Origin of the sequence: Microbacterium sp. (assembly GCF_049650565.1) — a bacterium.
In the GTDB taxonomy this organism is placed as follows: Bacteria; Actinomycetota; Actinomycetes; order Actinomycetales; family Microbacteriaceae; genus Microbacterium.
This window is the reverse complement of the sequence record NZ_JBASAK010000030.1, coordinates 38068-63075: the sequence shown is the minus strand read 5'-3', so window position 1 is coordinate 63075 and position 25008 is coordinate 38068. Positions and strand designations below refer to the sequence as shown.

Annotated in this window: 24 protein-coding genes and 1 tRNA gene; 11 read left to right on the top strand and 14 right to left on the bottom strand. The window is 68.8% G+C overall.

Annotation, left to right across the window (positions count from 1 at the left end; translation table 11 throughout):
- Nucleotides 1-2 precede the first annotated feature (2 nt).
- Together WA967_RS05400 and WA967_RS05395 are read right to left on the bottom strand one after the other, a co-directional pair.
- Nucleotides 3-938: a pseudouridine synthase gene (locus WA967_RS05400; protein ID WP_424419867.1), complete on the bottom strand. Its 936-nt coding sequence runs from the start codon at nt 936-938 to the stop codon at nt 3-5.
- 14 nt (nt 939-952) lie between these two features.
- Nucleotides 953-1447: a MarR family winged helix-turn-helix transcriptional regulator gene (locus WA967_RS05395; protein WP_424419866.1), complete on the bottom strand. Its 495-nt coding sequence runs from the start codon at nt 1445-1447 to the stop codon at nt 953-955.
- A gap of 62 nt (nt 1448-1509) precedes the next feature.
- Between WA967_RS05395 and WA967_RS05390 the strand changes: the two genes are divergently transcribed.
- From WA967_RS05390 to WA967_RS05375, 4 genes are all read left to right on the top strand, one after another.
- Nucleotides 1510-1581: transfer RNA gene (locus WA967_RS05390), tRNA-Gln, on the top strand.
- A gap of 1 nt (nt 1582) precedes the next feature.
- The gene (gene glmU / locus WA967_RS05385; RefSeq protein WP_424419865.1) at nt 1583-3013 is read left to right on the top strand and encodes a bifunctional UDP-N-acetylglucosamine diphosphorylase/glucosamine-1-phosphate N-acetyltransferase GlmU; all 1431 of its coding nucleotides are present in this window, start codon (nt 1583-1585) and stop codon (nt 3011-3013) included.
- A gap of 9 nt (nt 3014-3022) precedes the next feature.
- A complete protein-coding gene (locus WA967_RS05380) occupies nt 3023-4057 on the top strand; it encodes a ribose-phosphate diphosphokinase (protein WP_424419864.1) in 1035 nt (344 codons plus the stop codon).
- Between the two features lie 20 nt (nt 4058-4077).
- Complete coding sequence (locus WA967_RS05375) at nt 4078-5628, top strand: FAD-dependent oxidoreductase (RefSeq protein ID WP_424419863.1); 1551 nt, start codon at nt 4078-4080, stop codon at nt 5626-5628.
- On the opposite strand, the gene WA967_RS05370 is transcribed toward WA967_RS05375, so the two are convergent.
- From WA967_RS05370 to WA967_RS05355, 4 genes are all read right to left on the bottom strand, one after another.
- On the bottom strand, nt 5622-7133 hold the full coding sequence (locus WA967_RS05370) for a sensor histidine kinase (RefSeq protein WP_424419862.1): 1512 nt from the start codon (nt 7131-7133) through the stop codon (nt 5622-5624). The genes WA967_RS05375 and WA967_RS05370 overlap by 7 nt on opposite strands.
- 6 nt (nt 7134-7139) lie before the next feature.
- Nucleotides 7140-7868, bottom strand: a complete 729-nt coding sequence (locus tag WA967_RS05365; protein WP_424419861.1) for a response regulator transcription factor — start codon at nt 7866-7868, stop codon at nt 7140-7142.
- Nucleotides 7869-7933: 65 nt separating this feature from the next.
- A complete protein-coding gene (gene gndA / locus WA967_RS05360) occupies nt 7934-9382 on the bottom strand; it encodes an NADP-dependent phosphogluconate dehydrogenase (RefSeq protein ID WP_424419860.1) in 1449 nt (482 codons plus the stop codon).
- A gap of 75 nt (nt 9383-9457) precedes the next feature.
- Nucleotides 9458-9580, bottom strand: coding sequence for a hypothetical protein (locus WA967_RS05355; protein ID WP_424419859.1), 123 nt, complete (start codon nt 9578-9580; stop codon nt 9458-9460).
- A 220-nt stretch (nt 9581-9800) separates the two neighbouring features.
- Between WA967_RS05355 and WA967_RS05350 the strand changes: the two genes are divergently transcribed.
- Nucleotides 9801-10409: a 50S ribosomal protein L25/general stress protein Ctc gene (locus WA967_RS05350; RefSeq protein ID WP_424419883.1), complete on the top strand. Its 609-nt coding sequence runs from the start codon at nt 9801-9803 to the stop codon at nt 10407-10409.
- An 88-nt stretch (nt 10410-10497) separates the two neighbouring features.
- Nucleotides 10498-11079, top strand: a complete 582-nt coding sequence (pth, locus tag WA967_RS05345) for an aminoacyl-tRNA hydrolase (RefSeq protein ID WP_424419858.1) — start codon at nt 10498-10500, stop codon at nt 11077-11079.
- A 29-nt stretch (nt 11080-11108) separates the two neighbouring features.
- Here pth and WA967_RS05340 read toward each other — a convergent pair whose 3' ends face one another.
- From WA967_RS05340 to sdhC, 8 genes are all read right to left on the bottom strand, one after another.
- Nucleotides 11109-11657 carry a hypothetical protein gene (locus WA967_RS05340; RefSeq protein ID WP_424419857.1) on the bottom strand — a complete coding sequence of 183 codons (549 nt, stop codon included), beginning with the start codon at nt 11655-11657 and terminating at the stop codon, nt 11109-11111.
- A gap of 13 nt (nt 11658-11670) precedes the next feature.
- Nucleotides 11671-12678: a tryptophan--tRNA ligase gene (gene trpS / locus WA967_RS05335; protein ID WP_424419856.1), complete on the bottom strand. Its 1008-nt coding sequence runs from the start codon at nt 12676-12678 to the stop codon at nt 11671-11673.
- 166 nt (nt 12679-12844) lie between these two features.
- Nucleotides 12845-13738 carry an exodeoxyribonuclease III gene (locus tag WA967_RS05330; protein ID WP_424419855.1) on the bottom strand — a complete coding sequence of 298 codons (894 nt, stop codon included), beginning with the start codon at nt 13736-13738 and terminating at the stop codon, nt 12845-12847.
- A gap of 9 nt (nt 13739-13747) precedes the next feature.
- On the bottom strand, nt 13748-14866 hold the full coding sequence (locus WA967_RS05325; RefSeq protein ID WP_424419854.1) for a YihY/virulence factor BrkB family protein: 1119 nt from the start codon (nt 14864-14866) through the stop codon (nt 13748-13750).
- A 20-nt stretch (nt 14867-14886) separates the two neighbouring features.
- Nucleotides 14887-15648 carry a succinate dehydrogenase iron-sulfur subunit gene (locus tag WA967_RS05320; RefSeq protein ID WP_424419853.1) on the bottom strand — a complete coding sequence of 254 codons (762 nt, stop codon included), beginning with the start codon at nt 15646-15648 and terminating at the stop codon, nt 14887-14889.
- A 2-nt stretch (nt 15649-15650) separates the two neighbouring features.
- Nucleotides 15651-17477, bottom strand: a complete 1827-nt coding sequence (gene sdhA, locus WA967_RS05315; protein WP_424419852.1) for a succinate dehydrogenase flavoprotein subunit — start codon at nt 17475-17477, stop codon at nt 15651-15653.
- A gap of 25 nt (nt 17478-17502) precedes the next feature.
- On the bottom strand, nt 17503-17955 hold the full coding sequence (locus tag WA967_RS05310; RefSeq protein WP_424419851.1) for a succinate dehydrogenase hydrophobic membrane anchor subunit: 453 nt from the start codon (nt 17953-17955) through the stop codon (nt 17503-17505).
- Nucleotides 17955-18350, bottom strand: a complete 396-nt coding sequence (gene sdhC, locus WA967_RS05305; protein ID WP_417555632.1) for a succinate dehydrogenase, cytochrome b556 subunit — start codon at nt 18348-18350, stop codon at nt 17955-17957. The genes WA967_RS05310 and sdhC overlap by 1 nt, the downstream gene beginning before the upstream one ends.
- A gap of 186 nt (nt 18351-18536) precedes the next feature.
- Between sdhC and WA967_RS05300 the strand changes: the two genes are divergently transcribed.
- The 5 genes from WA967_RS05300 to WA967_RS05280 all read left to right on the top strand — a co-directional run bounded on the left by WA967_RS05300 (nt 18537) and on the right by WA967_RS05280 (nt 24996).
- The gene (locus tag WA967_RS05300; RefSeq protein ID WP_424419850.1) at nt 18537-19649 is read left to right on the top strand and encodes a mannose-1-phosphate guanylyltransferase; all 1113 of its coding nucleotides are present in this window, start codon (nt 18537-18539) and stop codon (nt 19647-19649) included.
- A 120-nt stretch (nt 19650-19769) separates the two neighbouring features.
- Nucleotides 19770-20852: a BMP family lipoprotein gene (locus WA967_RS05295; protein WP_424419849.1), complete on the top strand. Its 1083-nt coding sequence runs from the start codon at nt 19770-19772 to the stop codon at nt 20850-20852.
- 99 nt (nt 20853-20951) lie between these two features.
- Nucleotides 20952-22466 carry an ABC transporter ATP-binding protein gene (locus WA967_RS05290; RefSeq protein ID WP_424419848.1) on the top strand — a complete coding sequence of 505 codons (1515 nt, stop codon included), beginning with the start codon at nt 20952-20954 and terminating at the stop codon, nt 22464-22466.
- Nucleotides 22463-23725: an ABC transporter permease gene (locus tag WA967_RS05285; protein WP_424419847.1), complete on the top strand. Its 1263-nt coding sequence runs from the start codon at nt 22463-22465 to the stop codon at nt 23723-23725. The genes WA967_RS05290 and WA967_RS05285 overlap by 4 nt, the downstream gene beginning before the upstream one ends.
- Nucleotides 23722-24996, top strand: coding sequence for an ABC transporter permease (locus tag WA967_RS05280; RefSeq protein ID WP_424419846.1), 1275 nt, complete (start codon nt 23722-23724; stop codon nt 24994-24996). Before WA967_RS05285 ends, WA967_RS05280 begins: the two co-directional genes overlap by 4 nt.
- Nucleotides 24997-25008: the final 12 nt, after the last annotated feature.

The window sequence follows — 25008 nt, the reverse complement described above, 5'->3', positions numbered from 1 at the left end:
GCTCAGGCCGGTGCGTCCTGCAGTGTGCGCCGGGTGACGAACTCGCGCTGGTCGCCCGTGAGCGGGTCGGTGAACCTCAGCTCGCGGGCCAGCAGCTGCAGCGGCTTGGCGAAGTCGTCGGGCGACTCCGGCAGCAGCTCCGGATAGAACGTGTCGTGCAGGATGCCGGCGCCCAGCGCTGCCAGGTGCACGCGGAGCTGATGCATCCGTCCGGAGTGCGGGCGCAGCGTGGTGTGCAGCACCCGATCGTCGAACCCGCGCAGCTCGATGAGCGTCTCGGAATTCGGCTCGCGGTCCGGCTCCACCTGCACGCAGACGTGCGCGCGGCGCTTCTCGATGTGGTTGCGGTAGACGATCGGGAAGGGCTCCCCGCCCAGTGCGGGGGATGCCGGATTCCAGCTCGCAGGCAGCGGGGAGACGGCCTCGTACACCTTCTCGACCCGGCGCCTCTCGAACAGCAGCTGGTAGGCGCCGCGGGTCGCAGGACGCGTGGAGAACATCAGCAGGCCCGCCGTCGCGCGATCCAGCCGGTGGATGGGCGTGAGCTCGGGGTTGTCCAGCAGGTTGCGCAGCCGCACCAGGGCGGAGTTCTGCAGGTACTTGCCGCCCGGGGTCGTCGGCAGGAAGTGCGGCTTGTCGACGATCACGAGATCCCGGTCCTGATGCATCACCTCCAGTGCGAACGGGATCTCCCGCTCGATCGGCGGCTCGCGGTAGTACCAGACGAACTCCTGCGCGCCCAGTGGGGTGTCGCGGTGCAGTGGTGAGCCGTCGCGCGCGACGATCTCGCCGCGGTCGAAGCGCGCCAGCAGTCGTTCGGGGTCCAGATGGAAGAAGCGCTCGACCATGAACGCCGCGATCGTCGGCCACGGCCCCTGCAGCGGCACGTGCAGGCGCGTCGCGCCCACGCCGTCGCGCACGGGAAGAGGGGAGAGCATGGCCATGACGGTGCTCAGGCCTCGAAGCCGATGCTGAGCCTGCGCAGCAGTGCGGCCAGTCGGTCGCGGTCGGTGCGCGGCAGCGCGCCCAGCAGCTCGGCCTCGATGTCGACGAGCCGGGTGATGGCGGCATCCGCGCGGATGCGCCCGTCATCGGTGAGCGTGACCAGCACACTGCGGCCGTCGGCGGGATCCGACTCACGGCGCACGAGCCGCCTGCCCACCAGGCGATCGATGCGGTTGGTCATCGTGCCGCTGGAGACCAGCGTCTGGGCGAGCAGCTGCTTGGGGCTGAGCTGGAACGGCGCCCCCGCGCGGCGCAGCGCGGCCAGCACATCCCATTCCCAGGCCTCCAGGTCGCTGCGGCGGAACACATCGCGTCGGGCGCGGTCGAGGTGCCGGGAGAGCCTGGCCACGCGTGAGAGCACCTCCAGCGGAGCGAAGTCCAGGTCGGGTCGCTGCGCGTTCCACGCGCCGACGATCCGATCGACCTCGTCCATCTCGCTCATCTCTCCATCATTCCGCATCGGCTGGTCGTGGCAGACTTATCCTGCGGCCCGTGTGGCCGCGGTCCGCCGTGGTGTAATGGCAGCACGACAGCCTTTGGAGCTGTTAAGTCCAGGTTCGAGTCCTGGCGGCGGAGCATGTCGGAGAATGAACTCGCCATCATCGTCCTGGCCGCAGGTCAGGGCACTCGCATGCGCTCGCGCCTGCCGAAGGTGCTGCACCGCATCGGCGGGCGTACACTGGTCGGCCATGTGCTGACCACGGCCGCGGCGCTCGGAGCGACGTACACCGAGGTGATCGTGCGGCACGAGCGCGATCAGGTCGCTGCGCTGCTCGCCGACCGCTACCCGGACGCCGAGGTCGTCGATCAGGACGAGATTCCCGGCACCGGCCGCGCCGTGCAGGTCGGGATGGATGCCCTGCCGGCCGACTTCGACGGCGACGTGCTGGTCCTCTCCGGCGACGTGCCGCTGCTGCAGGCCGAGACGCTGCAGTCGCTGCTGGCCGCGCACCGCGCAGCATCCGCCGCCGCGACGCTGCTCAGCGCCCACCTGGACGACCCGACCGGCTACGGCCGCGTCATCCGCGGCGCCGACGGCGGCGTGGAGCGCATCGTCGAGCAGAAGGACGCCACCGCCGAAGAGGCGGCCATCACCGAGATCAACGCCGGCGTGTACGTGTTCCGCGCGTCCGCCCTGCGCACCCACCTGGCACGGATCGACCAGAACAACGCCCAGGGCGAGATGTACCTCACCGACATGGTCGGGCTGCTGCGCGGCGCCTCCGAGCCCGTCGCCGCCGAGCTCGCCGCCGACGTGGCCTCCACCTTCGGCGTCAACGACCGCGCGCAGCTGGCCGAGGCCGGACGGGTGCTCAACCAGCGCATCGTGCGGCACTGGCAGCGCGAGGGCGTCACGGTCGTCGACCCCGCCACCACCTGGATCGACGACGACGCCACGCTCGCGCCGGACGTGACGATCCTGCCCAACACGCAGATCCTGCACGCCTGCGTGATCGCCGCGGGCGCCACCATCGGCCCCGACACCACGCTGGTGGACACCGAGGTCGGTGAGGACGCCACGGTCAAGCGCACCGATGCCAACCTCGCCGTGATCGGCGCGCGTGCCACCGTCGGCCCGTTCTCATACCTGCGTCCAGGCACGGTGCTGGGCGAGGACGGCAAGATCGGCGCCTATGTCGAGACGAAGAACGCCGAGATCGGCGAGGGGAGCAAGGTCCCGCATCTCTCCTACGTCGGGGATGCCACCATCGGCAGGCACGTGAATCTGGGCGCGAGCACCATCACGGCGAACTACGACGACGTCAACAAGCACCGCACCGAGATCGGAGACGAGGTGCACACCGGCTCGCACACGGTGCTCGTCGCTCCCGTTAGGCTGGGAGCAGGTGCGAAGACCGGTGCAGGCGCCGTCGTCCGCAAGGACGTCCCCGCTGGTTCGCTGGCCATGAGCGTCGCCCCTCAGCGCAACATCGAGGGGTGGGTCCAGAAGAACAGAGCAGGAACCGGCGCGGCGGATGCCGCCGCACGGGCACGATCGGCGGAATAGGCGGCTCGCATGGGGCACAAGCACAAAACAGTGGCACTGGATCGGGAGAACGGGGTCGCCCCGGGACTGATCACCAAGACCAAGAAGCGGCTGGTCGTCGCCGGCGGTCGATCGCATCCCGAGCTGACGGCGGCCGTGGCGGCAGCCCTGGGCCAGGAGATGGCTCCCGTCGAGCACCGCACCTTCGCATCCGGTGAGATCTACGCGCGCTTCGAGGTCTCCATCCGAGGCTGCGACCTGTTCATCGTGCAGTCGTTCGGCGAGCCGGTGAACGAGTGGCTGATGGAGACGTTGATCATGCTGGACGCCGCCAAGCGCGCATCCGCCAAGCGCATCACCGTCGTCGCCCCGTACTACCCGTACTCCCGTCAGGACAAGAAGGGCCGCGGTCGCGAGCCGATCAGCGCCCGCCTGGTCGCCGACATGCTCAAGGTCGCCGGCGCCGATCGGGTGATGAGCGTCGACCTGCACGCCGCGCAGATCCAGGGCTTCTTCGACGGCCCCGTCGACCACCTCTTCGCCAAGCCCGTGCTGCTGAAGCACTTCGAGGAGACGCTCACCTCCGACGACCGCGAGCACCTCACCATCGTCTCGCCCGACATGGGCCGCGTGCGCGTGGCCGACACCTGGTCCGACAGCCTGGGCGCCCCGCTGGCCATCATCCACAAGCGCCGCGACCCGAAGGTGGCCAACCAGGTCTCCGTGCACGAGATCGTCGGCACGGTGAACGACCGCACCTGCCTGCTCGTGGACGACATGATCGACACCGGCGGCACCATCGTCAAGGCCGCCCAGGCGCTGAAGGCCAACGGCGCCCGCAAGGTGATCGTGGCGGCCACGCACGCCATCTTCAGCGAGCCGGCATCGCAGCGCCTGCAGGACGAGGCCATCGACCAGGTGGTCGTCACCGACACGATCCCGCTGGCGCCCGAGCGCTGCTGGCCCGAACTGATCATCCTGCCCATCGCCCCGCTGCTGGCCCGAGCCATCAAGCAGGTCTTCGAGGACGGGTCCGTCACCAGCATGTTCAACGGCGCTGCCTGACGGGTGGTGCTCGACTCGCTGTGATCGCCTCCCTCGTCGCGCTGCGCCAGCGCGTGCTGGCCGTGCTGGGCGCCATCTCGATGTATCGGATGGTGTTCTACACACTGGCGGCATTGGCGCTGCTGGCGCTCGGCCTCTCGTTCGCAGGGCTGGTGGCTCCCGGCGCCGGGGAGATCCTGGCATCCTTCGCGGCGCTGGCCGTGGTGATCAGCGCAGTGGATGCCGCGGCGCAGCGCATTCTGCGGCTGCCCTGGCGGCTGGAGTCGTCCCTGCTGACGGCACTCATCCTGCTGTTCGTGCTGCAGCCCTCGCTCACGCTCGCAGGCCTCGGCGGCATCGCCGCCGCCGGTGCGGCGGCCAGCCTGTCGAAGTACCTGCTGGCCTGGCAGGGTCGACACATCTTCAACCCGGCCGCGTTCGGAGCCACGGTGGTCACGGCGCTGGGACTCGGCACCTTCTCGTCGTGGTGGGTCGGCACCCCGGCGCTCTCCGTGGCCGTCGCCGTGCTGGGCCTGCTGGTGCTGTGGCGCACGGAGAAGATCCGCCTGGTGCTGGTGTTCCTGGTGATCGTCGTCGCCGTCAGCGTGGTGCGGCAGGCCGTGCAGCTCGCGCAGCTCGGCGACGGCTTCTCGCCGGCGGATGCCGTGGTCTTCGCGCTCACGCAGACCCCGTACCTGTTCCTCGGCGCGTTCATGTTGTCGGAGCCTCTCACGCTTCCGCCACGCCGATGGCAGCAGTTCAGCGTCGCCGTGCTGGTCGGCGTGCTGGCGGGCTGGCCGATCCCGGTGGGCGGCACGATCACGCTCGGCGCGGAGCGCGCGCTGCTGATCGGCAACCTGCTGGCGTTCGCCTTCGCCGTCCGCGGCTCGGTGCGCCTGATCCTGCAGGACCGCCGGATGGTGACGCCCACCGCGCAGGAGCTCACCTTCCGCACCCGCGGCCGGCTGGGGTTCCTGCCCGGCCAGTACCTCGAGCTGGAGGTGCCGCACCGGCATCCGGATGCCCGAGGCACACGCCGCGAGTTCAGCATCGTCTCCGCGCCCGCCGACCTTCCCACGCTCCGCATCGCGTACAAGAACGGCGACCAGAAGCATCCCTCCAGCTACAAGCGCGCGCTGGCCGCCGCCGAACCGGGCGCCGTGCTGGCCGTCACCGGCACCTGGGGCGACTTCGTCCTGCCGCGCGGCGGTGCGCCTGTCCTCATGGTCGCCGCCGGCATCGGCGTGACGCCGTTCGTCTCGCAGCTGCGTCAGCGGCAGGCCCTGGGGCTCGAACGGGACGTGGTGCTCGTGTACGTGGCGTCCGAGGCCTCCGAACTCGCCTACCGCGACGAGCTGGAGGCCACCGGCGTGCGCGCGGTGGTCTTCACCCGCGACGAGCCGGCGGGGCTCGGCGCGAATTGGACATGGGCGCAGGGCGTGCGGCTGGATGCCGCCGGCCTGGAGCGCGTGGTGCCTGACATCGCCGCCCGGCACGCGTTCATCTCTGGTCCGCCGCGACTGATCGCCGACCTCGCGCCCGCGCTCGCCAAGGCGCGCAGCCTGACCACGGACGCGTTCGCCGGCTACTGAGCGGGCGCCGGCCGGTCGGCCTCAGGAGCCGCCAGCGGCAGCGTCACGGTGAAGGTCGTGTCGCCCGGGGCGCTGTCCACGCGGATCGTGCCGCCGTGGCCCTCGACGATGGCCTTCGCGATGGCGAGGCCCAGGCCCGTGCCGCCGGTCTTCCTGGCCCGTGATGCGTCACCGCGGGCGAAGCGCGCGAACAGCTCATCGCGCACCTCGGGGTCGATGCCGGGGCCGTCGTCGTGCACGCGCAGCACGGCGGTCGAGTCCGCCGTGGTCTGAAGCGACAGCGTGATGGTGGTGCCGGCGGGCGTGTGCGTGCGCGCATTCGCCAGCAGGTTCGCCAGCACCTGGTGCAGCCGGCCCGCGTCGCCCGAGAGCATGACCGGGTCGCCCGGCACCTCCAGTTCCCACTCGTGGTCCAGCGCCGTCGGCTGCGCGTCGGTGAGCGCCTCCACGGCGAGCTGAGTGAGGTCCACATCCGACCGCTGCAGTTCCCGGCCCTCGTCCAGACGCGCCAGCAGCAGCAGGTCCTCGACGAGCCTGGTCATCCGCAGGGACTGCGCCTGGATGCGCTCCATCGCCGAAGTCGTGCTCTCCAGGGTCTGGGCACTGAGATCGGGGTCCTGTGCCTGCTTGAGCGCCTTCAGCGACAACTCGGAGTAGCCGCGGATGGAGGCCAACGGCGTGCGCAGCTCGTGACTGGCATCCGCCACGAACCTCCGCATCCGCTCCTCATTTCGCTGGCGGGCCGCCAGCGATGAGTCGACGTGGTCCAGCAGGGTGTTCAGGGCCACGCCCACGCGGCCCACCTCCGTGCGCGGATCGGCCTCGAAGTCCGGCACGCGCTCGGTGATGCTGACCTCGCCTCGGTCCAGCGGCTGCCCGGCCACGCGCGTGGCGGTAGCGGCGACGGCGCGCAGGGGCCGCAGGCCCATGCTGATGGTCAGCGCCGTGGTGAGGGCCAGCAGCAGCAGTCCGCCCAGGGTCGCCAGCGCGATCACCGTGAACAGCGATCCCAGCGTACCGAGCACCTCGGAGCGGGACAGTCCGGTGACGACGATCGTCCCGGTGGTCGTCTGCGTGACCGTGGCGAGGTAAGAGCCACCCGAAGGCAGCGAGACCGTCGCGACCCGGCTGGTCCGCAGCGCCTCGGTCAGCTCGAACAGATCACCCGAGGTGAGAGTCGGCAACTGCCCTGAGGCCGTGATCGTCACACCGGAGCCGGATTGCCCCGGTGGGAAGACCGCCAGCAGCAGGCCAGGAGGGACGCGCTGACCCTGCAGGGCGCGCTCGGCCAGCTGGGTGCCGGTCAGCGCCGCGGCCGGCTCGGCGTTCGCCACCCACTTCGTGGTCGACGCGGCATAGCTGCCCAGCCGCTCGGTCAGCTGCTGCTCGAGGGAGGTGCCGAGCGTGGCGCTGGTGATGATGGCGACGATCACCAGGATCAGCGAGACGAAGCCGATCACGGCGGCCATCAGCCGTGCCTGCAGGCTCAGCGGACGAGCGGACATGAGCGACTACTGCGGGGACTTGATCATGTAGCCGACGCCTCGCACGGTGTGCAGCAGCGGAGTGCGGCCTGCGTCGATCTTCTTGCGCAGGTACGAGATGTACAGCTCCACGACTGAGGACTTGCCGCCGAAGTCGTAGCTCCACACCCGGTCCAGGATCTGCGCCTTGGACAGCACACGGCGCTCGTTGCGCATCAGGAACCGCAGCAGTTCGAACTCGGTGGCGGTCAGCTCGATCTCGTCGTCGCCGCGCATGACCTCGTGGCTGTCCTCGTTCAGCGACAGATCCGCGACGCGCAGGATCGACTGCTCATCGTCCACGCGCCCCTGCCCGGAGCGGCGGATCACCGCACGCAGACGGGCGATGACCTCCTCCAGGCTGAACGGCTTCGTCACGTAGTCGTCGCCCCCCGCGGTGAGCCCTGCGATGCGGTCGCCGACCGAGTCCTTGGCGGTGAGGAACACGACCGGCACGAGGTTGCCGGCCTCGCGGAGCCGCCGCAGCACGCCCATGCCGTCGAGGTCGGGCATCATGACGTCCAGCACCAGCGCATCCGGCTCGAAGTCGCGCGCCACCTGCAGCGCCTCCAGACCCGAGCCGGCCGTGCGCACCTCCCAGCCCTCCATGCGCAGGGCCATCGCCAGCAGGTCGGTCAGCATCTGCTCATCGTCCACAGCGAGGATCCGCAGCGGAGAGCCGTCCGGGCGACGCAGGTCGGGGTGCTCGTGAGTCATGCACTCATTGTGCACGTGCTGTCATCGAGAATCCATAGGTCCGGCTATGGACGTCCTGTGAACTCCTAGTGAGTGTCGACGGCCTCGACCTCGGTGCGGTCGCCCGACCACAGCGTGTGGAACGTGCCCGGCTTGTCGATGCGCTTGTAGGTGTGCGCTCCGAAGAAGTCGCGCTGACCCTGCACCAGCGCCGCCGGCAGACGGTCGGCGCGGATGCCGTCGTAGTACGACAGCGACGACGAGAACGCCGGAGCGGGGATGCCTGCGGTCGCGGCCGCCACGACCACGCGCCGCCAGGCGGCCTGGCCGCGGGCGAGGGCCTCGGCGAAGTACGGCGCGGTCATCAATACGGGCAGGTCGGGCGTGGAGTCATAGGCATCCGAGATGCGGTTGAGGAACTGGGCGCGGATGATGCACCCGCCACGCCAGATCTTCGCGACCTTCCCCAGATCGATGGACCAGTCGTACTCAGCGGCGCCTGCGCGGATCTCGTCGAAGCCCTGCGAGTAGGCGACGATCTTCGACGCGTAGAGGGCCAGGCGCACGTCCTCGATGAACGCGGCCTCGTCGGTCACCGTGAACGGCTCGGCGGGGCCGGGGAGGGAAGCCGCGACCACGCGCTGCTCGGGGTGGCTGGAGAGCGAGCGGGCGAAGGTCGCCTCGGCGATGCCGGAGACCGGGGTGCCCAGCGCCAGCGCGGTCTGCACGGTCCAGGCTCCGGTGCCCTTGGCGCCCGCCTGGTCGAGGATCACGTCCACCAGGGGCTCTCCGGTGGCCGCATCGATCTGGCGCAGCACCTCGGCGGTGATCTCGATGAGATAGGACTCCAGCTCGCCGGTGTTCCACTGGGCGAAGATGTCGGCGATCTCGGCCGGGGACTTCCCCGTGCCGCGGCGGATGAGGTCGTAGGCCTCGGCGATCAGCTGCATGTCGGCGTACTCGATGCCGTTGTGCACCATCTTCACGAAGTGCCCGGCACCGTCGTGGCCGATGTGCGTCACGCACGGCTCGCCCTCGGCGACCGCGGCGATGGACTCGAGGATCGGGCCGAGCGTCACCCAGGACTCATCCGACCCGCCCGGCATGATCGACGGGCCCAGGAGCGCGCCCTCCTCGCCACCGGAGATGCCGGCGCCGACGAAGTTGATGCCGGTCGCGCGGACCGCCTTCTCCCGGCGGATCGTGTCCGGGAAGTACGCGTTCCCACCGTCGACGATGATGTCGCCGGGCTCGAACACCTTCACGAGCTCGTCGATCACGGCATCCGTCGGCGCGCCGGCCTTGACCATGATGATCGCTGCACGCGGCTTCTGCAGGCTGGCGGCGAACTCCTCATACGAGAACGCGGGCACGAAGCCGGCCTCGGGGTGCGCCGCGACCAGCTCATCGGTCTTGGCCCGGCTGCGGTTGAGCACCGCCACCGTATTCCCCTCCCGACTGGCGAGGTTGCGAGCCAGATTCGAACCCATGACGGCGAGTCCGACGACTCCGATGTTGGCAACTGCTTCAGACAAGGCGCACTCCTCGATGACGCGGAAGGGATGCGTTCAGAGTACCGGGCGCGCAACCGCCGGAGAGCCTTGTGACGATCAGTCGCGACGGTTGGTGGCGCGGCCCATCGAGAAGAGCGCGCCGAAGCACAGCACGGAGCCGAGGACGAACATGCCGCCGAGGAACCAGCCGATGACGTGGGAGATGAAGGCGGCGTCCATGGGGTTCCGATCTACGAGGGGAGAACTGACGTCTCAAGGGTATCGGGGATTCGGGTACGATGGAGGAGTTCCTCGGCGAGGGATGCGCTCCCGCGTGCGCGCATCCGTGATCGACGCGGTGATGTGAGCCCGGTGGTTCGCGTCCTCGCGTTCGCGTTCGAGGTGCTGAGAACCCATGACCACCGTGTGGCCCGTCGCCGCACGTCTGAAGGAGAACATCATGTCCGACGACAACAAGGTCCACGTCGACCTCCGCACCAGCTTCGGCAAGGGCTTCGCCCGCCGCCTGCGCGCCGAGGGCAAGATCCCCGCGGTGCTCTACGGCCACGGCACCGACCCCGTGCACGTCGCGCTGCCCGGCCACCAGGTCTCGCTGATCATCCGCCGCGCCAACGCGCTGCTCGACCTCGACATCGAGGGCAAGGCTCAGCTGGCCCTCGTCAAGGACGTGCAGAAGGACCCGGTGCGCCAGATCATCGAGCACATCGACCTGCTGGTCGTCAAGAAGGGCGAGAAGGTCCACGTCGAGGTCCCGATCGTCGTGACCGGCGAGTCGTTCTCCGGCACCATCGTCACGGTCGACGTCGCCACCATCAAGCTCGAGGTCGAGGCCACCAACATCCCCGAGCACGTCGAGGTCTCCGTCGAGGGTCTCGAAGAGGGCTCCCGCATCACCGCCGGTGATGTGACCCTGCCGCGGGGCGCTTCGCTGATTGATGACGCCGACCTGCTGCTGATCGCCGTGTCCACGCCGGCCGCCGAGGAGGCCGAGGAGTCCTCCGAGGCCGAGGCAGAGGCCGCCCCGGCTGCGGAGGCCGCCGCGGAGTGATCCGCTGATGCATTCACGGGAGGGGGCGCGACGGATCGCGTCCCCTTCTGCATACCTGGGGTGCTGAGTACCCGGAGAGGAACCGAGCATGGCATCGACCTGGTTGATCATCGGGCTGGGGAACCCCGGACCGCGCTATGTCGCGACCCGCCACAACATCGGCCAGATGGTGATGGACGAACTGGCGGAGCGTCGCGGGGAGCGCTTCCGCGAGCACAAGGCCGGCGCGCGCGTGGTGGAGACCTGGCTGCGCCCGGGCGGCGACAAGCTGGTGCTGGCCAAGCTCAACTCGTTCATGAACGTGTCGGGCACTCCCGCGGCGGCACTGGCGAAGTTCTACTCCACGGATGCCGATCACATCGTCGTCGTGCACGATGAGCTCGACATCCCATTCGACAGCATCCGGCTGAAGATCGGCGGTGGCCACGGAGGGCACAACGGCGTTCGGGACATCGCCCGGGCGCTGGCCACACCGGACTTCGCGCGCGTGCGCGCCGGCATCGGCCGCCCGCCGGGACGCCAGGACCCTGCCGACTGGGTGCTGGGCACGTTCAGCGCGGCCGAGCAGAAGATGCTGTCGATCTTCCTCTCCGACGTGGCGGATGCCGTGGAGCAGCTCGTCGACGAGGGGCTGCTGGCCGCGCAGCAGAAGCACCACTCCCGCTCCTGATCGAGGGCGGAGCGCTCAGCGCCCGATGCTCAGATCGAGCCGGGGAACGCCATCCCGTTGCCGACGCTCAGCAGCACTCCGAAGAGCACGAAGAATCCGACCGGTCCGATCGCCGCGAGGACGATGGCGGAGATGCCCATGCCCCGTCCGCGTCGGCGGGCCGTGGCGATGATCCCGAGGATCAGGGCGAGGATGCCGACCGCGGTGGCCGACCAGAACAGGACCTCCAGCCACAGCACCTGCGTGCGCACCGGCGAGAGCGCGGCCGGCGACACCGCGCCGGTCGCCGGATCCGCGAGGTCCTCCAGACTCACCTGCAAGCCGATCTGGAATCCGATCACTCCGGCGAGCACGGGGCTGACGACCGCCGCGAGGAGGGCGCTCAGCATCGCGATCAGACCGGTGGTGCGCGGCGGGCGTGGATCCTGCGGTGGCACCTGATAGCCGCCGACCGGGTTCTGGTGGCCGCCGACCGGAACGCTGTACGCGCCGGGCGGGGGAGCGGGCGCACGCGGCAGCGGTGGGACCGATCCGTAGGGCTGCGGGCCGCCGGGTGCAGGGAACTGCGGGTCGCTCATGATCTGTCCTGCCTCATACGCGGCGCAGCAGGCCGATCTTGTCATACACGTCGGCGAGCGTGACGTTCGCGACCTCGTCGGCCTTCGCGGCGTTGGCGGCGAGCAGTCGGTCGAGCTCGGCGGGGTCGTTCAGCAGCTCATTGGCGCGCTCGCGCACCGGACCGAATTCGTTCACGACGACCTCGGCGAGGCCCTTCTTGAAGTCGCCATAGCCGCGGCCGGCGTACTCGTCCTCGATGGCACCGACCTGGCGGCCGGTGAGAGCCGCGTAGATCGCCAGCAGGTTGGAGACACCGGGCTTGTTCTCGCGGTCGTAGTGCACCGAGCCCTCGGTGTCGGTGACTGCGCGCATGATCTTCTTCGCCGACTTCGCCGGGTCGTCCAGCAGCCACAGCACGCCCGCGTCGCTCTCGGCGGACTTGGACATCTTCGACGTGGGGTTCTGCAGGTCGTAGATGCGCGCGGTGTCCTTCTGGATCACGGCCTTCGGCACCTGGAAGGTCTCGCCGAAACGCTTGTTGAAGCGCTCGGCGAGGTCGCGGGTGAGCTCCACGTGCTGCTTCTGGTCGTCGCCGACCGGCACGAGCTCGGTCTGATACAGCAGGATGTCCGCGGCCATCAGGATCGGGTAGGTGAACAGGCCCACCGAAGTGGACTCCTGACCGTACCGGGCGGACTTGTCCTTGAACTGCGTCATCCGGCCGGCCTCGCCGAAGCCGGTGATGGTGCTGAGGATCCAGGCGAGCTCCGCATGCGCGCGCACGTGCGACTGCACGTACAGCGTCGATTTCGACGGCTCAATGCCCGCAGCGATGTACTGCGCCGCGGTGCGGCGGGTCTTCTCACGCAGCACGGCCGGGTCCTGCGGGACGGTGATGGCGTGCAGGTCCACCACGGAGAAGAAGGCGTCGAAGGAGCTCTGCATCTCACGCCACTGCAGGAGCGCCCCGATGTAGTTGCCCGCCTGGAGCGAGTCGGCGGAGGGCTGCATCCCTGAGTAGAGGCGTGGTTTCGTGGTCACCGTTCAATCCTAGGCCGCTGCTGGAGACGCACCGGTGTGCGTGGCAGTCCGGGAGCATATGGCGACCGAGACCCCAGGTCGGCTGTCAGCTGGTCTTCGGCAGCCTGCTCGTGATGGCGCTGTGCCTGGCCGGCGTCGGCCGAACGCTGGTGCTGTGCAGGAGGGATCAGAACGTGTAGTCGACGATCACCGGGGCGTGGTCGCTCCAGCGCTCGGCGTAGGTGGCCGCGCGGGCGACCGTGTAGCCGGTGGCCCGCGCCGCCAGCGGGGGAGTGGCCAGGTGGTAGTCGATGCGCCAGCCGCTGTCGTTGTCGAACGCCTGCCCGCGCATCGACCACCATGTGAACGGGCCGTTCACTTCGCCGTGCGCGGCGCGGCCCACGTCGATCCAGCCGAGGCCGGTGCCGCCCGCCTCCGCCGCATAGGGACGGGTGTCGCTGAGCTGCCCGACCATGCCTCGTCCGATGCCCTCCTGGCCGACCACGGGTTCACCCGCAGCGCCGAGGAAGCGGTCGAAGTAGGCGCGCTCTCGCGCGAGGAAACCGGACTTCTTGACGTTGCCCTTCCAGTTCAGGATGTCCAGCGGCCGGTGCCCGACGTTGAGGTCGCCGGTGACCAGCGCCTGAGCCCCGTTCGCGCCGAGCTGCATCATCCGCTCGGTCATCGCGTCGAGGAACTTCCACTTCTCGATCTGCTTGGGCGTGTCGGCCTCGCCGGAGTGCACGTAGGCGCTCACCACGGTCAGCGGCGCCCCGCCGAGCTCGAAGTCGGCCTCCAGCCAGCGCCCGGCGGAATCGAAGTCGCCCGGACCCAGTGCGGTGCGGGACGCCAGCGCGGGAGTCCTGGAGACCACGGCCACGCCGGCCCGGCCCTTGGCCGTGGCGACGTCGTGCAGGATCGACCAGCCCGGAAAGGCCTCCTCGAGATGATCGTCCTGCCCCCGCACCTCCTGCAGGGTCAGGATGTCGATGTCCGCCGCATCCAGCCAGCCGTGGATGCCGTTGCGCACCGCCGCTCGGATGCCGTTGACGTTGACGGAGGCGATACGCAGATGAGGCATGCTTCCAGCCTAACGAGGGCCTGGGACAGCAACGCCGGCCACGTGAGCCGCCGCCTGCTCCCAGTCCTCCTGCGCGACGCGCAGCCGGGCGCGCAGCCGCTTGCGCTCCCACCACCGCGCTCGTGCGAGGTCGGTCGCAGCATCCTGCATCGCCGTCCGAGCCAGCCGCTCGGCCGCCACCAGACGCGCGCGGGCGGCTGCTGCGGCATCCGGGCGCTCCAACGGCTCATCGCGGTCGCCGGCGCTCACCGCGATCCAGGTCGCCGCCAGGAGGATGACGGCCGCGACCAGTCGGCACCACAGCAGCAGCGCGACCGTGACGGCGAACGTCGCCAGCAGAGGATTCCCAGGACTGTGCGCGAACAGCAGCCCCGCCCCCAGCTGCAGCACGGCGACGGCCGTCCCTCCGACCGCCGCGCCCGGCCAGATCGTACGCCAGCGGATCGCGGTGCCGGTGAGGAAGCGCACCAGCAGGGCGATGGCCGCGATGTCGATCGCGACGATCACCGCGATCGAGGAGGCCGACACGGTCTGCCTGATCGCGCCGTCCGGCAGATCCCAGCCCAGCAGGTCGAGCAGTTGCGTCAGTGCCCAGACGCCGACGACGCTCAGCACTCCTCCCACCAGCAGCGACGCGCCGAACATCAGCGCACCCACCGCGTCGCGCACCTTGAGCACGACGAAGCTGCGCGCGTCGAACGGCAGCCCGAAGACGTCCCGCACGGCTCGGCGCGTGAACGTCACCGCGCCGACCGCGGTCCAGATCGCGACGCCGATGGCGATCAACCCGGTCGAGAGGAAGGCGCCCCCTGCATCCTTCACGATCTCGCGCACGTCATCGGCCGACGCGATGCCGTCGGGGCCGATGATGCCCGGCAGATAGCTGTTGGCGAGTTCGATCAGCACCGTCACGGCTCGGGCGCTGCCGCCCAGCCACAGGCCGGTCGACGCGAAGGCGACATACAGCATCGCGAACAGCGCGAACAGGCCCTGATATGCCATGCCCGCAGAGAGCAGGAAGCCGTTGCGGCGCAGGAAGCGCCGCCAGACGCGCACGGGGAAGAGCGCAGCGGCGCGCTGGGCCAGGACGACGGCGCGCCCGGCCGAACGAGTCAGTCGGGCGCGCATGGCGTCGGGTTCCTGGATGCTCAGCGGCGCCCGCTGCGCAGGATCGCCTGCTTGACCTCGGAGATCGCCTTGGTGACCTCGATGCCGCGGGGGCATGCCTCGGTGCAGTTGAAGGTCGTACGGCAGCGCCACACGCCCTCCTTGTCGTTGAGGATGTCCAGGCGCACGTCCGCGGCGTCATCGCGGGAGTCGAAGATGAACCGGTGCGCGTTGACGATCGCCGCCGGGCCGAAGTACTGACCGTCGGTCCAGAACACGGGGCACGACGAGGTGCACGCAGCGCACAGGATGCACTTGGTGGTGTCGTCGAAGATCGCGCGGTCGGCCACCGACTGGATGCGCTCCTTGCCCTTCTCAGGCTTGGAGTTGGCGATCAGGAAGGGCTGCACGGCGCGGTAGGAGTCGAAGAACGGCTCCATGTCGACGATGAGGTCCTTCTCCAGCGGCAGGCCCTTGATGGCCTCGATGTAGACGGGCTTGGAGATGTCCAGGTCCTTGATCAGCGTCTTGCAGGCCAGGCGGTTGCGGCCGTTGATGCGCATGGCATCCGATCCGCACACGCCGTGCGCGCAGGAACGTCGGAAGCTCAGCGAGCCGTCGATCTCCCACTTGATCTTGTGCAGGGCGTCCAGCACACGGTCCGTCGGGTACAGTTCGACGTCGTAGTCCACCCAGTGCGGCTCGGCGTCCTTCTCGGGGTCGAAGCGACGCACGATGAAGGTGACGAGGAAGGTCTGAACCGGAGCCTCTTCCGCAGGTGCCTCAGTGACGGCGTTGGACATGCTCAGTACTTCCTCTCCAGCGGCGGGTAGTTCAACTCGCCCTTCTCATTCTTGGTGAAGACCACGGGCTTCCACCCGAGCTTGATGTGGTCGGTGGCGTCCGAGGAGTGCGGGTCGCCGACCAGGTACGCCATGGTGTGCACCATGTAGTTCTCGTCGTCGCGGTTCGGGTAGTCGTCGCGCATGTGGCCGCCGCGGCTCTCCTTGCGGTTGCGGGCGCCGTAGACGACGACCTCCGCGATGTCCAGCAGGAAGCCCAGCTCGACCGCCTCGAGCAGGTCGGTGTTGAACCGCTGGCCCTTGTCGTCGACGTGGACGTTCTTGTACCGGGCGCGCAGGTCCTCGATGACATCGAGGACATGAGTGAGGGACTCGTCGGTGCGGAACACCTGAGCGCCCTTGTCCATCTCGGTCTGCAGCGTCTTGCGCAGGGTGGCGATGCGCTCGGTGCCCTGGTTGTTGCGCAGGCCCTCGATCATGTCCTTCACGAACGCGGCGGGGTTCTCCGGCAGCGGGTGGAACTCGGCGGTCTTGACGTACTCCACCGCATTGCGACCGGCGCGCTTGCCGAACACGTTGATGTCCAGCAGCGAGTTGGTGCCCAGGCGGTTCGAGCCGTGCACGGAGACGCATGCGCACTCGCCTGCGGCGTACAGTCCGGGCACGACGGAGTCGTTGCTCTGCAGCACCTCGGCGTTGTTGGTGGTGGGGATGCCGCCCATGGCGTAGTGCGCGGTCGGCATGACCGGAACAGGCTCGGTCACCGGGTCGACGCCCAGGTAGGTGCGGGCGAACTCGGTGATGTCGGGGAGCTTGGTCTCGAGGACCTCGGCACCCAGGTGCGTGCAGTCCAGGTAGACGTACTCCTTGTGCGGACCGGCGCCGCGGCCCTCCTGGACCTCCTTGACCATGCTGCGCGCGACGATGTCGCGGGGGGCGAGATCCTTGATCGTGGGCGCGTAGCGCTCCATGAACCGCTCACCGGACGCGTTGCGCAGGATCGCGCCCTCGCCTCGCGCGCCCTCGGTGAGGAGGATGCCGAGGCCGGCGAGCCCGGTCGGGTGGAACTGGAAGAACTCCAGGTCCTCCAGCGGGAGGCCCTTGCGCCACAGGATGCCGACGCCGTCACCCGTGAGGGTGTGCGCGTTCGAGGTGGTCTTGAAGATCTTGCCGAAGCCGCCGGTGGCGAAGATGATCGCCTTGGCCGCGAACACGTGCAGCTCGCCGGTGGCGAGGTCGTACGCGACGACGCCCGAGATCTGCGTGCCGCCGTCCTCGTCCTTCGAGGTGAGCAGGTCGAGCACGTAGAACTCGTTGAAGAAGTTGATGCCGAGCTTGACGCAGTTCTGGAACAGCGTCTGCAGGATCATGTGACCGGTGCGGTCAGCCGCGTAGCAGGCGCGGCGCACAGCCGCCTTGCCGTGCTCGGAGGTGTGGCCGCCGAAACGGCGCTGGTCGATCTTCCCCTCGGGCGTGCGGTTGAACGGCAGGCCCATGTTCTCGAGGTCGATGACCGCGTCGATGGCCTCCTTGGCGAGGATCTCCGCCGCGTCCTGGTCGACGAGGTAGTCGCCGCCCTTGACGGTGTCGTAGGTGTGCCACTCCCAGTTGTCGTCCTCGACGTTCGCCAGCGCCGCGGCCATGCCGCCCTGCGCCGCACCCGTGTGGGAGCGCGTGGGGTAGAGCTTGGAGATCACGGCGGTCCGCGCGTGCGGCCCCGCCTCGATCGCCGCGCGCATGCCGGCGCCGCCGGCGCCGACGATGACGATGTCGAACTCGTGGTAGTGCACGCCGTCGCGGACGACGGAGTCGGAGGTCTGCGTAGTCACTGTGTGTTCTGCCTTCTCGTCTCTACTACTTGCCCAGGGCCTGGCAGGTGTCCCACATGGCGCCGCTCTCCAGCACGCCGTTGCAGGGGTCGAACGTGAACACCACGAGGGTGCCCAGGATGATCAGCAGCGCTGCGGCGAGACCGAGCGCCCAGACCAGGGCCTTGCGGGGGCCTTCGTGCGTGACGTAGTCGTTCACGATGGTGCGCATGCCGTTGGCGCCGTGGATGAGCGCCAGCCACAGCATCAGCACGTCCCACCACTGCCAGAACGGCGTGGCGTACTTTCCGGCGACGAAGCCGAAGTCGATGGCGTGGATGCCTTCGCCGACCATCAGGTTCACGAAGAGGTGGCCGAAGATCAGCACGATCAGGACGACGCCCGATCCGCGCATGAACAGCCAGCCGATCTTCTCCAGGTTGGTCTTGCGCCTGCGGCGTGCGACGGGCACGGCGGGAGTCGCGGTCTGAACCGACATCAGTTTCCTCCTCCGAACGCGTGCATCAGATGGGTCGGGACGAAGCCGGCCATGAGCACGACCCACACGCCGATGACGATCCAGAACAGCTGGCGCTGGTACTTCGCGCCCTTGGACCAGAAGTCGACCAGGATGATGCGCAGGCCGTTCATCGCGTGGAACACGATGCCGGCCACCAGGACCACCTCGCCGAGAGCCATGATCGGGTTCTTGTAGGTGCCGATGACCGCGTTGTAGGCCTCGGGCGAGACACGGATCAGAGCCGTGTCCAGCACATGCACCAGCAGGAAGAAGAAGATGGCCACGCCGGTGATGCGGTGAAGCACCCAGGACCACATTCCCTCGCGCCCCCGGTAGAGGGTCCCGCGCGGTGACTTCGAGGTGGTTGTCGATATCGACGGTGCCAAGCGTGTGCTCGTGGACACGTCGTCCTCCCTGCTCGATCGTGACGTCGGGTCCGTGCATCCGGGCACGCCCGACCTCGTCCATCCTATTCCTGTCAGAACGCTGGGTGCGACGAAGGGTCCCCTTAGCGGCTCGCGCTCAGCGGCTTCGGCGACGCGCAACGGTAGGTTGGGCGCATGGTGCGAATCGACGACTTCTACGCAGTGATCCCCGCCGGGGGCATCGGGAGCAGGCTGTGGCCGCTCTCCCGCGCCGACGCGCCGAAGTTCCTGCACGATCTCACCGGCTCCGGCCACTCGCTGCTGCGGGACACGTGGGACCGGCTGGAGCCGCTGGCGGGACCGGGGCGCATCGCCGTGGTGACCGGCCGGGCGCACCGCGCGGCCGTGGAGGGCCAGCTGCCGGGCATCCTGGATGAGAACGTGTTCCTCGAGTCCGAGCCTCGCGAGTCGGCGGCGGCCATCGGCCTTGCCGCTGCGATCCTGCACCGGCGCGACCCGAACGTCATCATCGGCTCCTTCAGCGCCGACCATGTCATCCGCGGCACGCAGGTGTTCGAGTGGGCCGTGCAGCAGGCCGTGCAGGTGGCGCGGCAGGGGTACATCGTCACGATCGGCATCCCGCCCACCGAACCCTCTGTCGGTTTCGGCTACATCAAGCGCGCCGAGGAGATCGTCGTCGACGGTGCGCCCGAGGCCACGCTCGTGGAGCGGTTCGTCGAGAAGCCGGACCTCGCGACGGCGAAGGAGTACGTCGCGGACCGCGACTACCTGTGGAACGCGGGCATGTTCATCTCGAAGGCCGGCGTGCTGCTGGACGAGCTGGCTGTGAACGAGCCCGAGCTGCACGCGGGGCTGGTCGAGCTGGCGGCTGCCTGGGACGACCGAGACCTGCGCGGGCCGGCCGTGGACCGCATCTGGCCGCGGCTGAAGAAGATCGCCATCGACTACGCAGTCGCCGAGCCCGCCGCCGAGCGCGGCCACCTGGCCGTGATCCCCGGGCACTTCGACTGGGACGACGTGGGGGACTTCGCCTCGCTGACCAAGCTCATCACGCATGGCCGCAAGAACGACCTCGCGGTGCTGGGGCCGAAGGCGAGAGTGCTCGCGGATGCCGCCAGCGGCATCCTCGTGAGCCAGACCTCGCGCGTGATCAGCCTGGTGGGCGTGAAGGACATCGTCGTGGTGGACACCCCGGATGCGCTGCTGGTGACGACCGTGGAGCATGCGCAGCGGGTGAAGGGCGTCGTCGAGTCGCTCAAGCTCACCGGACGCGGCGACGTGCTCTGAGTTGCGGAATCATAACCATTCGGCCGCCTCGAGGTGGCCGAAGGTGCGCCGGAGCGTAACCCTGGGTAACTTGGATCGATCCGCGACATCCGCGGAGAAGATCTCATGGGGAGGCAAAGAGTGCCCATCTCTACGACCAAGAAGATGCTCGCGGTGACCGTCGCCGCGGGCGTCATCCTCGCTCTCGCCGGCTGCGGCCAGGCTCCGACCGAGAAGTCCGGCAGCGCGGGCGACACGCCCGCCGCATCCAAGTACCAGACGTGCATCGTCTCGGACATGGGCGGCTTCGACGACAAGTCGTTCAACCAGCTGTCCTACGAAGGCGCCAAGAAGGCCGCCGACGAGATCGGCGTGAAGCTCAAGGAGGCGCAGTCCAACGCCGAGACCGAGTACGCCCCGAACGTGGAGAACATGGTCTCCGAGGGCTGCAACGCCATCGTCACCGTCGGCTTCGCGCTCTCCGCCGCCACGGTCGACGCGGCCAACGCCAACCCCGACACCGACTTCATCCTCATCGATGACGCCGGCGGCGACAAGAAGCCCGACAACGTCAAGCCGCTGCTGTACAACACGGCAGAGGCCGCGTTCATGGCCGGCTACCTGTCGGCCGGCTACTCGAAGACCGGCAAGGTCGGCACCTTCGGCGGCATGGAGTTCCCGACCGTGACCATCTTCATGGACGGCTTCAAGCAGGGCGTGGAGTACTTCAACAAGGAGAACTCCAAGAGCGTCGCGGTCGTGGGCTGGGACGGCAAGACCGGTTCCTTCACCGGTGGCTTCGAGGCCAACCAGGACGCCAAGACCGTGGCGACCAACATCATCGACCAGGGCGTCGACGTGCTGTTCCCGGTCGGCGGCCCGATCTACCAGTCCGGCCTGCAGGCCATCAAGGACTCCGGCAAGGACATCGCCCTGATCGGCGCCGACGCCGACCTCTTCGTCACCGACCCGACCACGGACGACTACGTCCTGACCTCGGTCATGAAGGAGATGGACACGTCCACCTACGAGGCTGTGATGGCCGCATCGAAGGGCAAGTTCAGCGGCGAGCCGTACATCGGCACCCTCGAGAACAAGGGCGTCGGCATCGCGCCGCTGCACAACTTCGAGAGCAAGGTCGACCCGGCCCTCGTCAAGAAGGTCGACGAGATCAAGCAGGGCATCATCGACGGCAAGATCACCGTCAAGTCCTATCTCGACTGAGCAGGGAATCCGCAGCGGGGAGGTCGGGCTCCGGCCTCCCCGCTGTCGTCTGCCCGGCGACCCCGGGACGGACAGAACGTCACGAATAGGATCGGACATATGAAGCTCGAGCTGCGCGGCATAACGAAGAGGTTCGGCGCACTGACTGCCAACGACCACATCGACCTGGTGGTGAACCCCGGTGAGATCCACTCCCTGCTGGGTGAGAACGGCGCCGGCAAGTCCACGCTGATGAACGTGCTCTACGGGCTGTACCAGGCCGATGAGGGGGAGATCCTCATCGACGACGTGGTTCAGCACTTCGGCGGGCCGGGCGATGCCATGAGCGCCGGGATCGGCATGGTGCACCAGCACTTCATGCTCGTGCCGGTTTTCACCGTCGCCGAGAACGTCATGCTCGGGCACGAGAAGACGTCCTTCGGCGGCAGGCTGGATCTCGCGGCAGCCCGCCGTCAGGTGAGAGAGATCTCCGATCGCTTCGGCTTCGACGTGGACCCGGATGCCGTCGTCGAGGATCTCCCCGTCGGCGTGCAGCAGCGCGTGGAGATCATCAAGGCGCTCTCGCGCGACGCCAGCATCCTGGTCTTCGACGAGCCGACCGCCGTCCTGACGCCGCAGGAGACCGACGAGCTGATGGCCACCATGCGCCGGCTCAAGGAGCAGGGCACCGCGATCGTCTTCATCACTCACAAGCTGCGCGAGGTGCGCGAGGTCGCGGACCGGATCACGGTGATCCGGCTCGGCAAGGTCGTGGGCGAGGCCGAGCCCACAGCATCGAACACCGAGCTCGCCTCGCTGATGGTGGGGCGCGCCGTCGAGCTGACCGTGCACAAGGGACTGCCGAACGTGCAGCAGAACGGACTGGTCGTCGAGAACCTCACTGTCACGGACGCCGTCGGCACGGTGCTCGTCGACGACGCATCCTTCGAGGTGCACGGCGGCGAGGTGCTCGCCATCGCCGGCGTGCAGGGCAACGGCCAGACCGAGCTCACCGAGGCGCTGATGGGCCTGCAGGAGAAGGTGCGCGGCAGCATCCGCCTGAACGGACAGGAGCTGGTGGGCCGCAGTGTGCGGCACATCCTCGACGCCGGCGTCGGTTTCGTCCCCGAGGACCGCGGCGTGGATGGCCTGGTCAAGGAGTTCTCGATCGCTGAGAACCTCATGCTGGACCGCTCCAGCGGAGCACCCTTCGTGAAGGCCGGTGCACTGCAGCTGGGCCTGCTGGACACGTTCGCCCGTGAGAAGATCGCCGAGTTCGATATCCGCACGCAGGGACCCGATCAGCCCGCCGGCCGGCTCTCCGGCGGTAACCAGCAGAAGGTCGTGCTGGCCCGTGAGCTCAGCCGTGACCTGTCGCTGTTCGTGGCGGCACAGCCCACCCGCGGCGTGGACGTCGGCTCCATCGAGTTCATCCACAAGCGGGTCATCGAGACGCGGGATGCCGGGGTGCCGGTGATCGTGATCTCCACCGAACTCGACGAGGTCACTGCGCTCGCCGACCGGATCCTGGTGATGTACCGCGGCAGGATCGTCGGAGTCGTGCCCGGCGACACCCCGCGCGAGCAGCTGGGCCTGATGATGGCCGGCGCCATGAACGAAGGAGCTCAGGCATGACCGCCGCCCAGACGCAGACCCCTGCGCCCGAGAAGGAGACCGGCGCGCCCGGACCCTCCCGCTGGCGCGAGGCGTTCACCCGCATCGCGACGGGCAACGCGCTCGTCTCGGTGCTCGCGGTGATCGCCTCGATCATCGTCGGCTCGATCATGATCGCCGCGACCGATCCCGACGTGCAGGCCGCCGCAGGCTACTTCTTCCAGCGCCCGACCGACACGTTCGGCGCGATCGGCAGCTCCGTCGGCGGCGCCTACGCGGCGCTGTTCCGCGGCTCCATCTACAACTTCAACGCCACGTCGTTCGCCATCGGCATCCGGCCGTTCACCGAGACGCTCAAGTTCGCGACTCCGCTGATCGCGGCGGGACTCGGCGTCGGGCTGGCATTCCGCGCCGGCCTGTTCAACATCGGCGGTCAGGGGCAGATGCTCATGGCTGCCGCCGCCGCGGGCTACATCGCCACGGCCTGGGACCTTCCCTTCCCGCTGCACATGATCGCGGCGCTGGTCGCCGGCATCATCGCCGGTGCGATCTGGGGCGGCATCGCCGGCTTGCTGAAGGCCCGCACCGGTGCGCACGAGGTGATCGTGACGATCATGCTCAACCACATCGCGTTCTATCTGCTGGCCTGGATGCTGGCAACTCAGGGCGTCCTGCAGGCACCGGGTTCGAGCAACCCGAAGACCGCGCCCATGGCCGACACGGCCGTCCTCCCGCAGATACTCGGACCGATGTACAAGCTGCACCTGGGCTTCCTGCTGGCTCTGGTCGCCGTGGCCGTCACCTGGTGGATCCTGGAGCGCTCGAGCCTCGGCTTCCGCTTCCGCGCCGTGGGCGAGAACCCCGCAGCGGCCCGCACCGCCGGCATCTCGGTGGGCCGGATGTACTTCGTCGTGATGATCATCGGCGGCGGCCTGGTCGGGCTCGCCGGCGTCAGCCAGGCACTGGGCACCGAGCCCAACGGCTTCGGCGGCGGCATCGACGCCGGCATCGGCTTCGATGCGATCACCGTCGCGCTGCTGGGGCGCTCGCGCCCGATCGGCATCCTGTTCGCCGGACTCCTTTTCGGCGCGTTCAAGACCGGCGGCTTCACGATGCAGGCCTCGCAGGGCGTGCCCATCGAGATCGTCCTGGTCGTGCAGTCCCTGATCGTGCTGTTCATCGCCGCGCCGCCGCTGGTGCGTGCGATGTTCGGCATCCCGCAGCCCGAGCAGGCGCCTCGTCGAGTGCGCCGCGCCGCGAAGAAGGAGGTGGCCGCGTGAGCGTCCAGACCCTCGAGGCGGAGCCCCGCACCGTCACCGTCGTCTCCTGGAAGACGCAGATCATCCTCTCCGTCGTCGTCGTGCTGGTGGCGCTGCTGCCACTGCTGGCGCCGCGCAAGGGGGATGCCACCTTCCGGTTCGCCGGCGGCAGTGAGATCCTCGCCGTTCCCGATCTCACCCTGCCGGGCACCGCGACCGCCTGGGTGGGCGTCGCCATCGCCGCCGTGATCGCCGTGATGGCGGTGATGCGCGCCCTGCAGCACCGCACGCTGCCGCTGTGGCTGGTCGCTGTGCACGCCGCCGCGTTGATCTTCGGATTCCTGGCCTGGGCGGCGGCCGGCAGCGAGGGCACGCTGCCGATGATCAGCCTGCTCAGCGGCGCGCTGGCGCTGGCGACCCCGCTGATCTTCGGCGCTCTGGGCGGCGTGATCGGCGAGCGGGCCGGCGTCGTGAACATCGCCATCGAGGCGCAGCTGCTGGCGGGTGCCTTCTGCGCGGCCATCGTCGCCTCCGTGACGGGCACGCCGTGGGCGGGGCTGATCGCGGCCATGGTCGCCGGCGTCCTGGTGGCGCTGGTGCTGGGCGTCTTCTCGATCACGTACTACGTCGACCAGGTCATCGTCGGCGTCGTGCTGAACGTGCTGGTCATCGGGATCACCAGCTTCCTGTTCCGGCAGGTGCTGGCGCCCGATCAGGCGACGCTGAACACCGTCGAGCCGTTCAAGCGGCTCGCCATCCCCCTGCTCAGCCAGATCCCCGTGCTGGGGCCGATCCTGTTCCGGCAGACCATCATCGTGTATCTGATGTACGTCATCGTGTTCGTGGTCTGGTACGGCATGTACCGCACTCGCTGGGGGCTGCGCATGCGCGCGGTCGGCGAGCACCCGCAGGCCGCCGACACCGTCGGCATCAACGTCGCACGCACCCGCTACATGAACGTGCTCATCGCCGGCGCCATCGCAGGCATGGGCGGCGCGTTCTACACGCTGGTCTCGGTGCCGCGCTTCAACCCCGAGATGACCGCCGGCGCGGGCTTCATCGCCCTGGCCGCGGTGATCTTCGGAAAGTGGGACCCGATCAAGGCCACCCTGGCGGCCCTGCTGTTCGGCTTCGCCACCAACCTGCAGAGCGTGCTGAGCGTCATCGGTTCCCCTGTGCCGAGCCAGTTCATGCTCATGCTGCCGTACATCGTGACGATCTTCGCCGTCGCCGGCCTGGTCGGGCGTTCCCGCCCGCCGGCAGAGGACGGCGTGCCATACATCAAATCCTGAGGAGCTGAACGA

Bases quoted from the DNA above. Each gene is read 5' to 3' on its own strand.
- WA967_RS05370 (WP_424419862.1), bottom strand. From the start codon at position 7,133: ATGTCCGCTCGTCCGCTGAGCCTGCAGGCACGGCTGATGGCCGCCGTG.
- WA967_RS05340 (WP_424419857.1), bottom strand. From the start codon at position 11,657: ATGAGCGACCCGCAGTTCCCTGCACCCGGCGGCCCGCAGCCCTACGGA.
- WA967_RS05380 (WP_424419864.1), top strand. From the start codon at position 3,023: ATGGGGCACAAGCACAAAACAGTGGCACTGGATCGGGAGAACGGGGTC.
- WA967_RS05365 (WP_424419861.1), bottom strand. From the start codon at position 7,868: ATGACTCACGAGCACCCCGACCTGCGTCGCCCGGACGGCTCTCCGCTG.
- pth (WP_424419858.1), top strand. From the start codon at position 10,498: ATGGCATCGACCTGGTTGATCATCGGGCTGGGGAACCCCGGACCGCGC.
- WA967_RS05400 (WP_424419867.1), bottom strand. From the start codon at position 938: ATGCTCTCCCCTCTTCCCGTGCGCGACGGCGTGGGCGCGACGCGCCTG.
- WA967_RS05330 (WP_424419855.1), bottom strand. From the start codon at position 13,738: ATGCCTCATCTGCGTATCGCCTCCGTCAACGTCAACGGCATCCGAGCG.
- WA967_RS05320 (WP_424419853.1), bottom strand. From the start codon at position 15,648: ATGTCCAACGCCGTCACTGAGGCACCTGCGGAAGAGGCTCCGGTTCAG.
- WA967_RS05350 (WP_424419883.1), top strand. From the start codon at position 9,801: ATGTCCGACGACAACAAGGTCCACGTCGACCTCCGCACCAGCTTCGGC.
- WA967_RS05300 (WP_424419850.1), top strand. From the start codon at position 18,537: ATGGTGCGAATCGACGACTTCTACGCAGTGATCCCCGCCGGGGGCATC.
- WA967_RS05395 (WP_424419866.1), bottom strand. From the start codon at position 1,447: ATGAGCGAGATGGACGAGGTCGATCGGATCGTCGGCGCGTGGAACGCG.
- WA967_RS05325 (WP_424419854.1), bottom strand. From the start codon at position 14,866: ATGCGCGCCCGACTGACTCGTTCGGCCGGGCGCGCCGTCGTCCTGGCC.
- WA967_RS05290 (WP_424419848.1), top strand. From the start codon at position 20,952: ATGAAGCTCGAGCTGCGCGGCATAACGAAGAGGTTCGGCGCACTGACT.
- glmU (WP_424419865.1), top strand. From the start codon at position 1,583: ATGTCGGAGAATGAACTCGCCATCATCGTCCTGGCCGCAGGTCAGGGC.
- WA967_RS05285 (WP_424419847.1), top strand. From the start codon at position 22,463: ATGACCGCCGCCCAGACGCAGACCCCTGCGCCCGAGAAGGAGACCGGC.
- WA967_RS05355 (WP_424419859.1), bottom strand. From the start codon at position 9,580: ATGGACGCCGCCTTCATCTCCCACGTCATCGGCTGGTTCCTCGGCGGC.
- WA967_RS05310 (WP_424419851.1), bottom strand. From the start codon at position 17,955: ATGTCGGTTCAGACCGCGACTCCCGCCGTGCCCGTCGCACGCCGCAGG.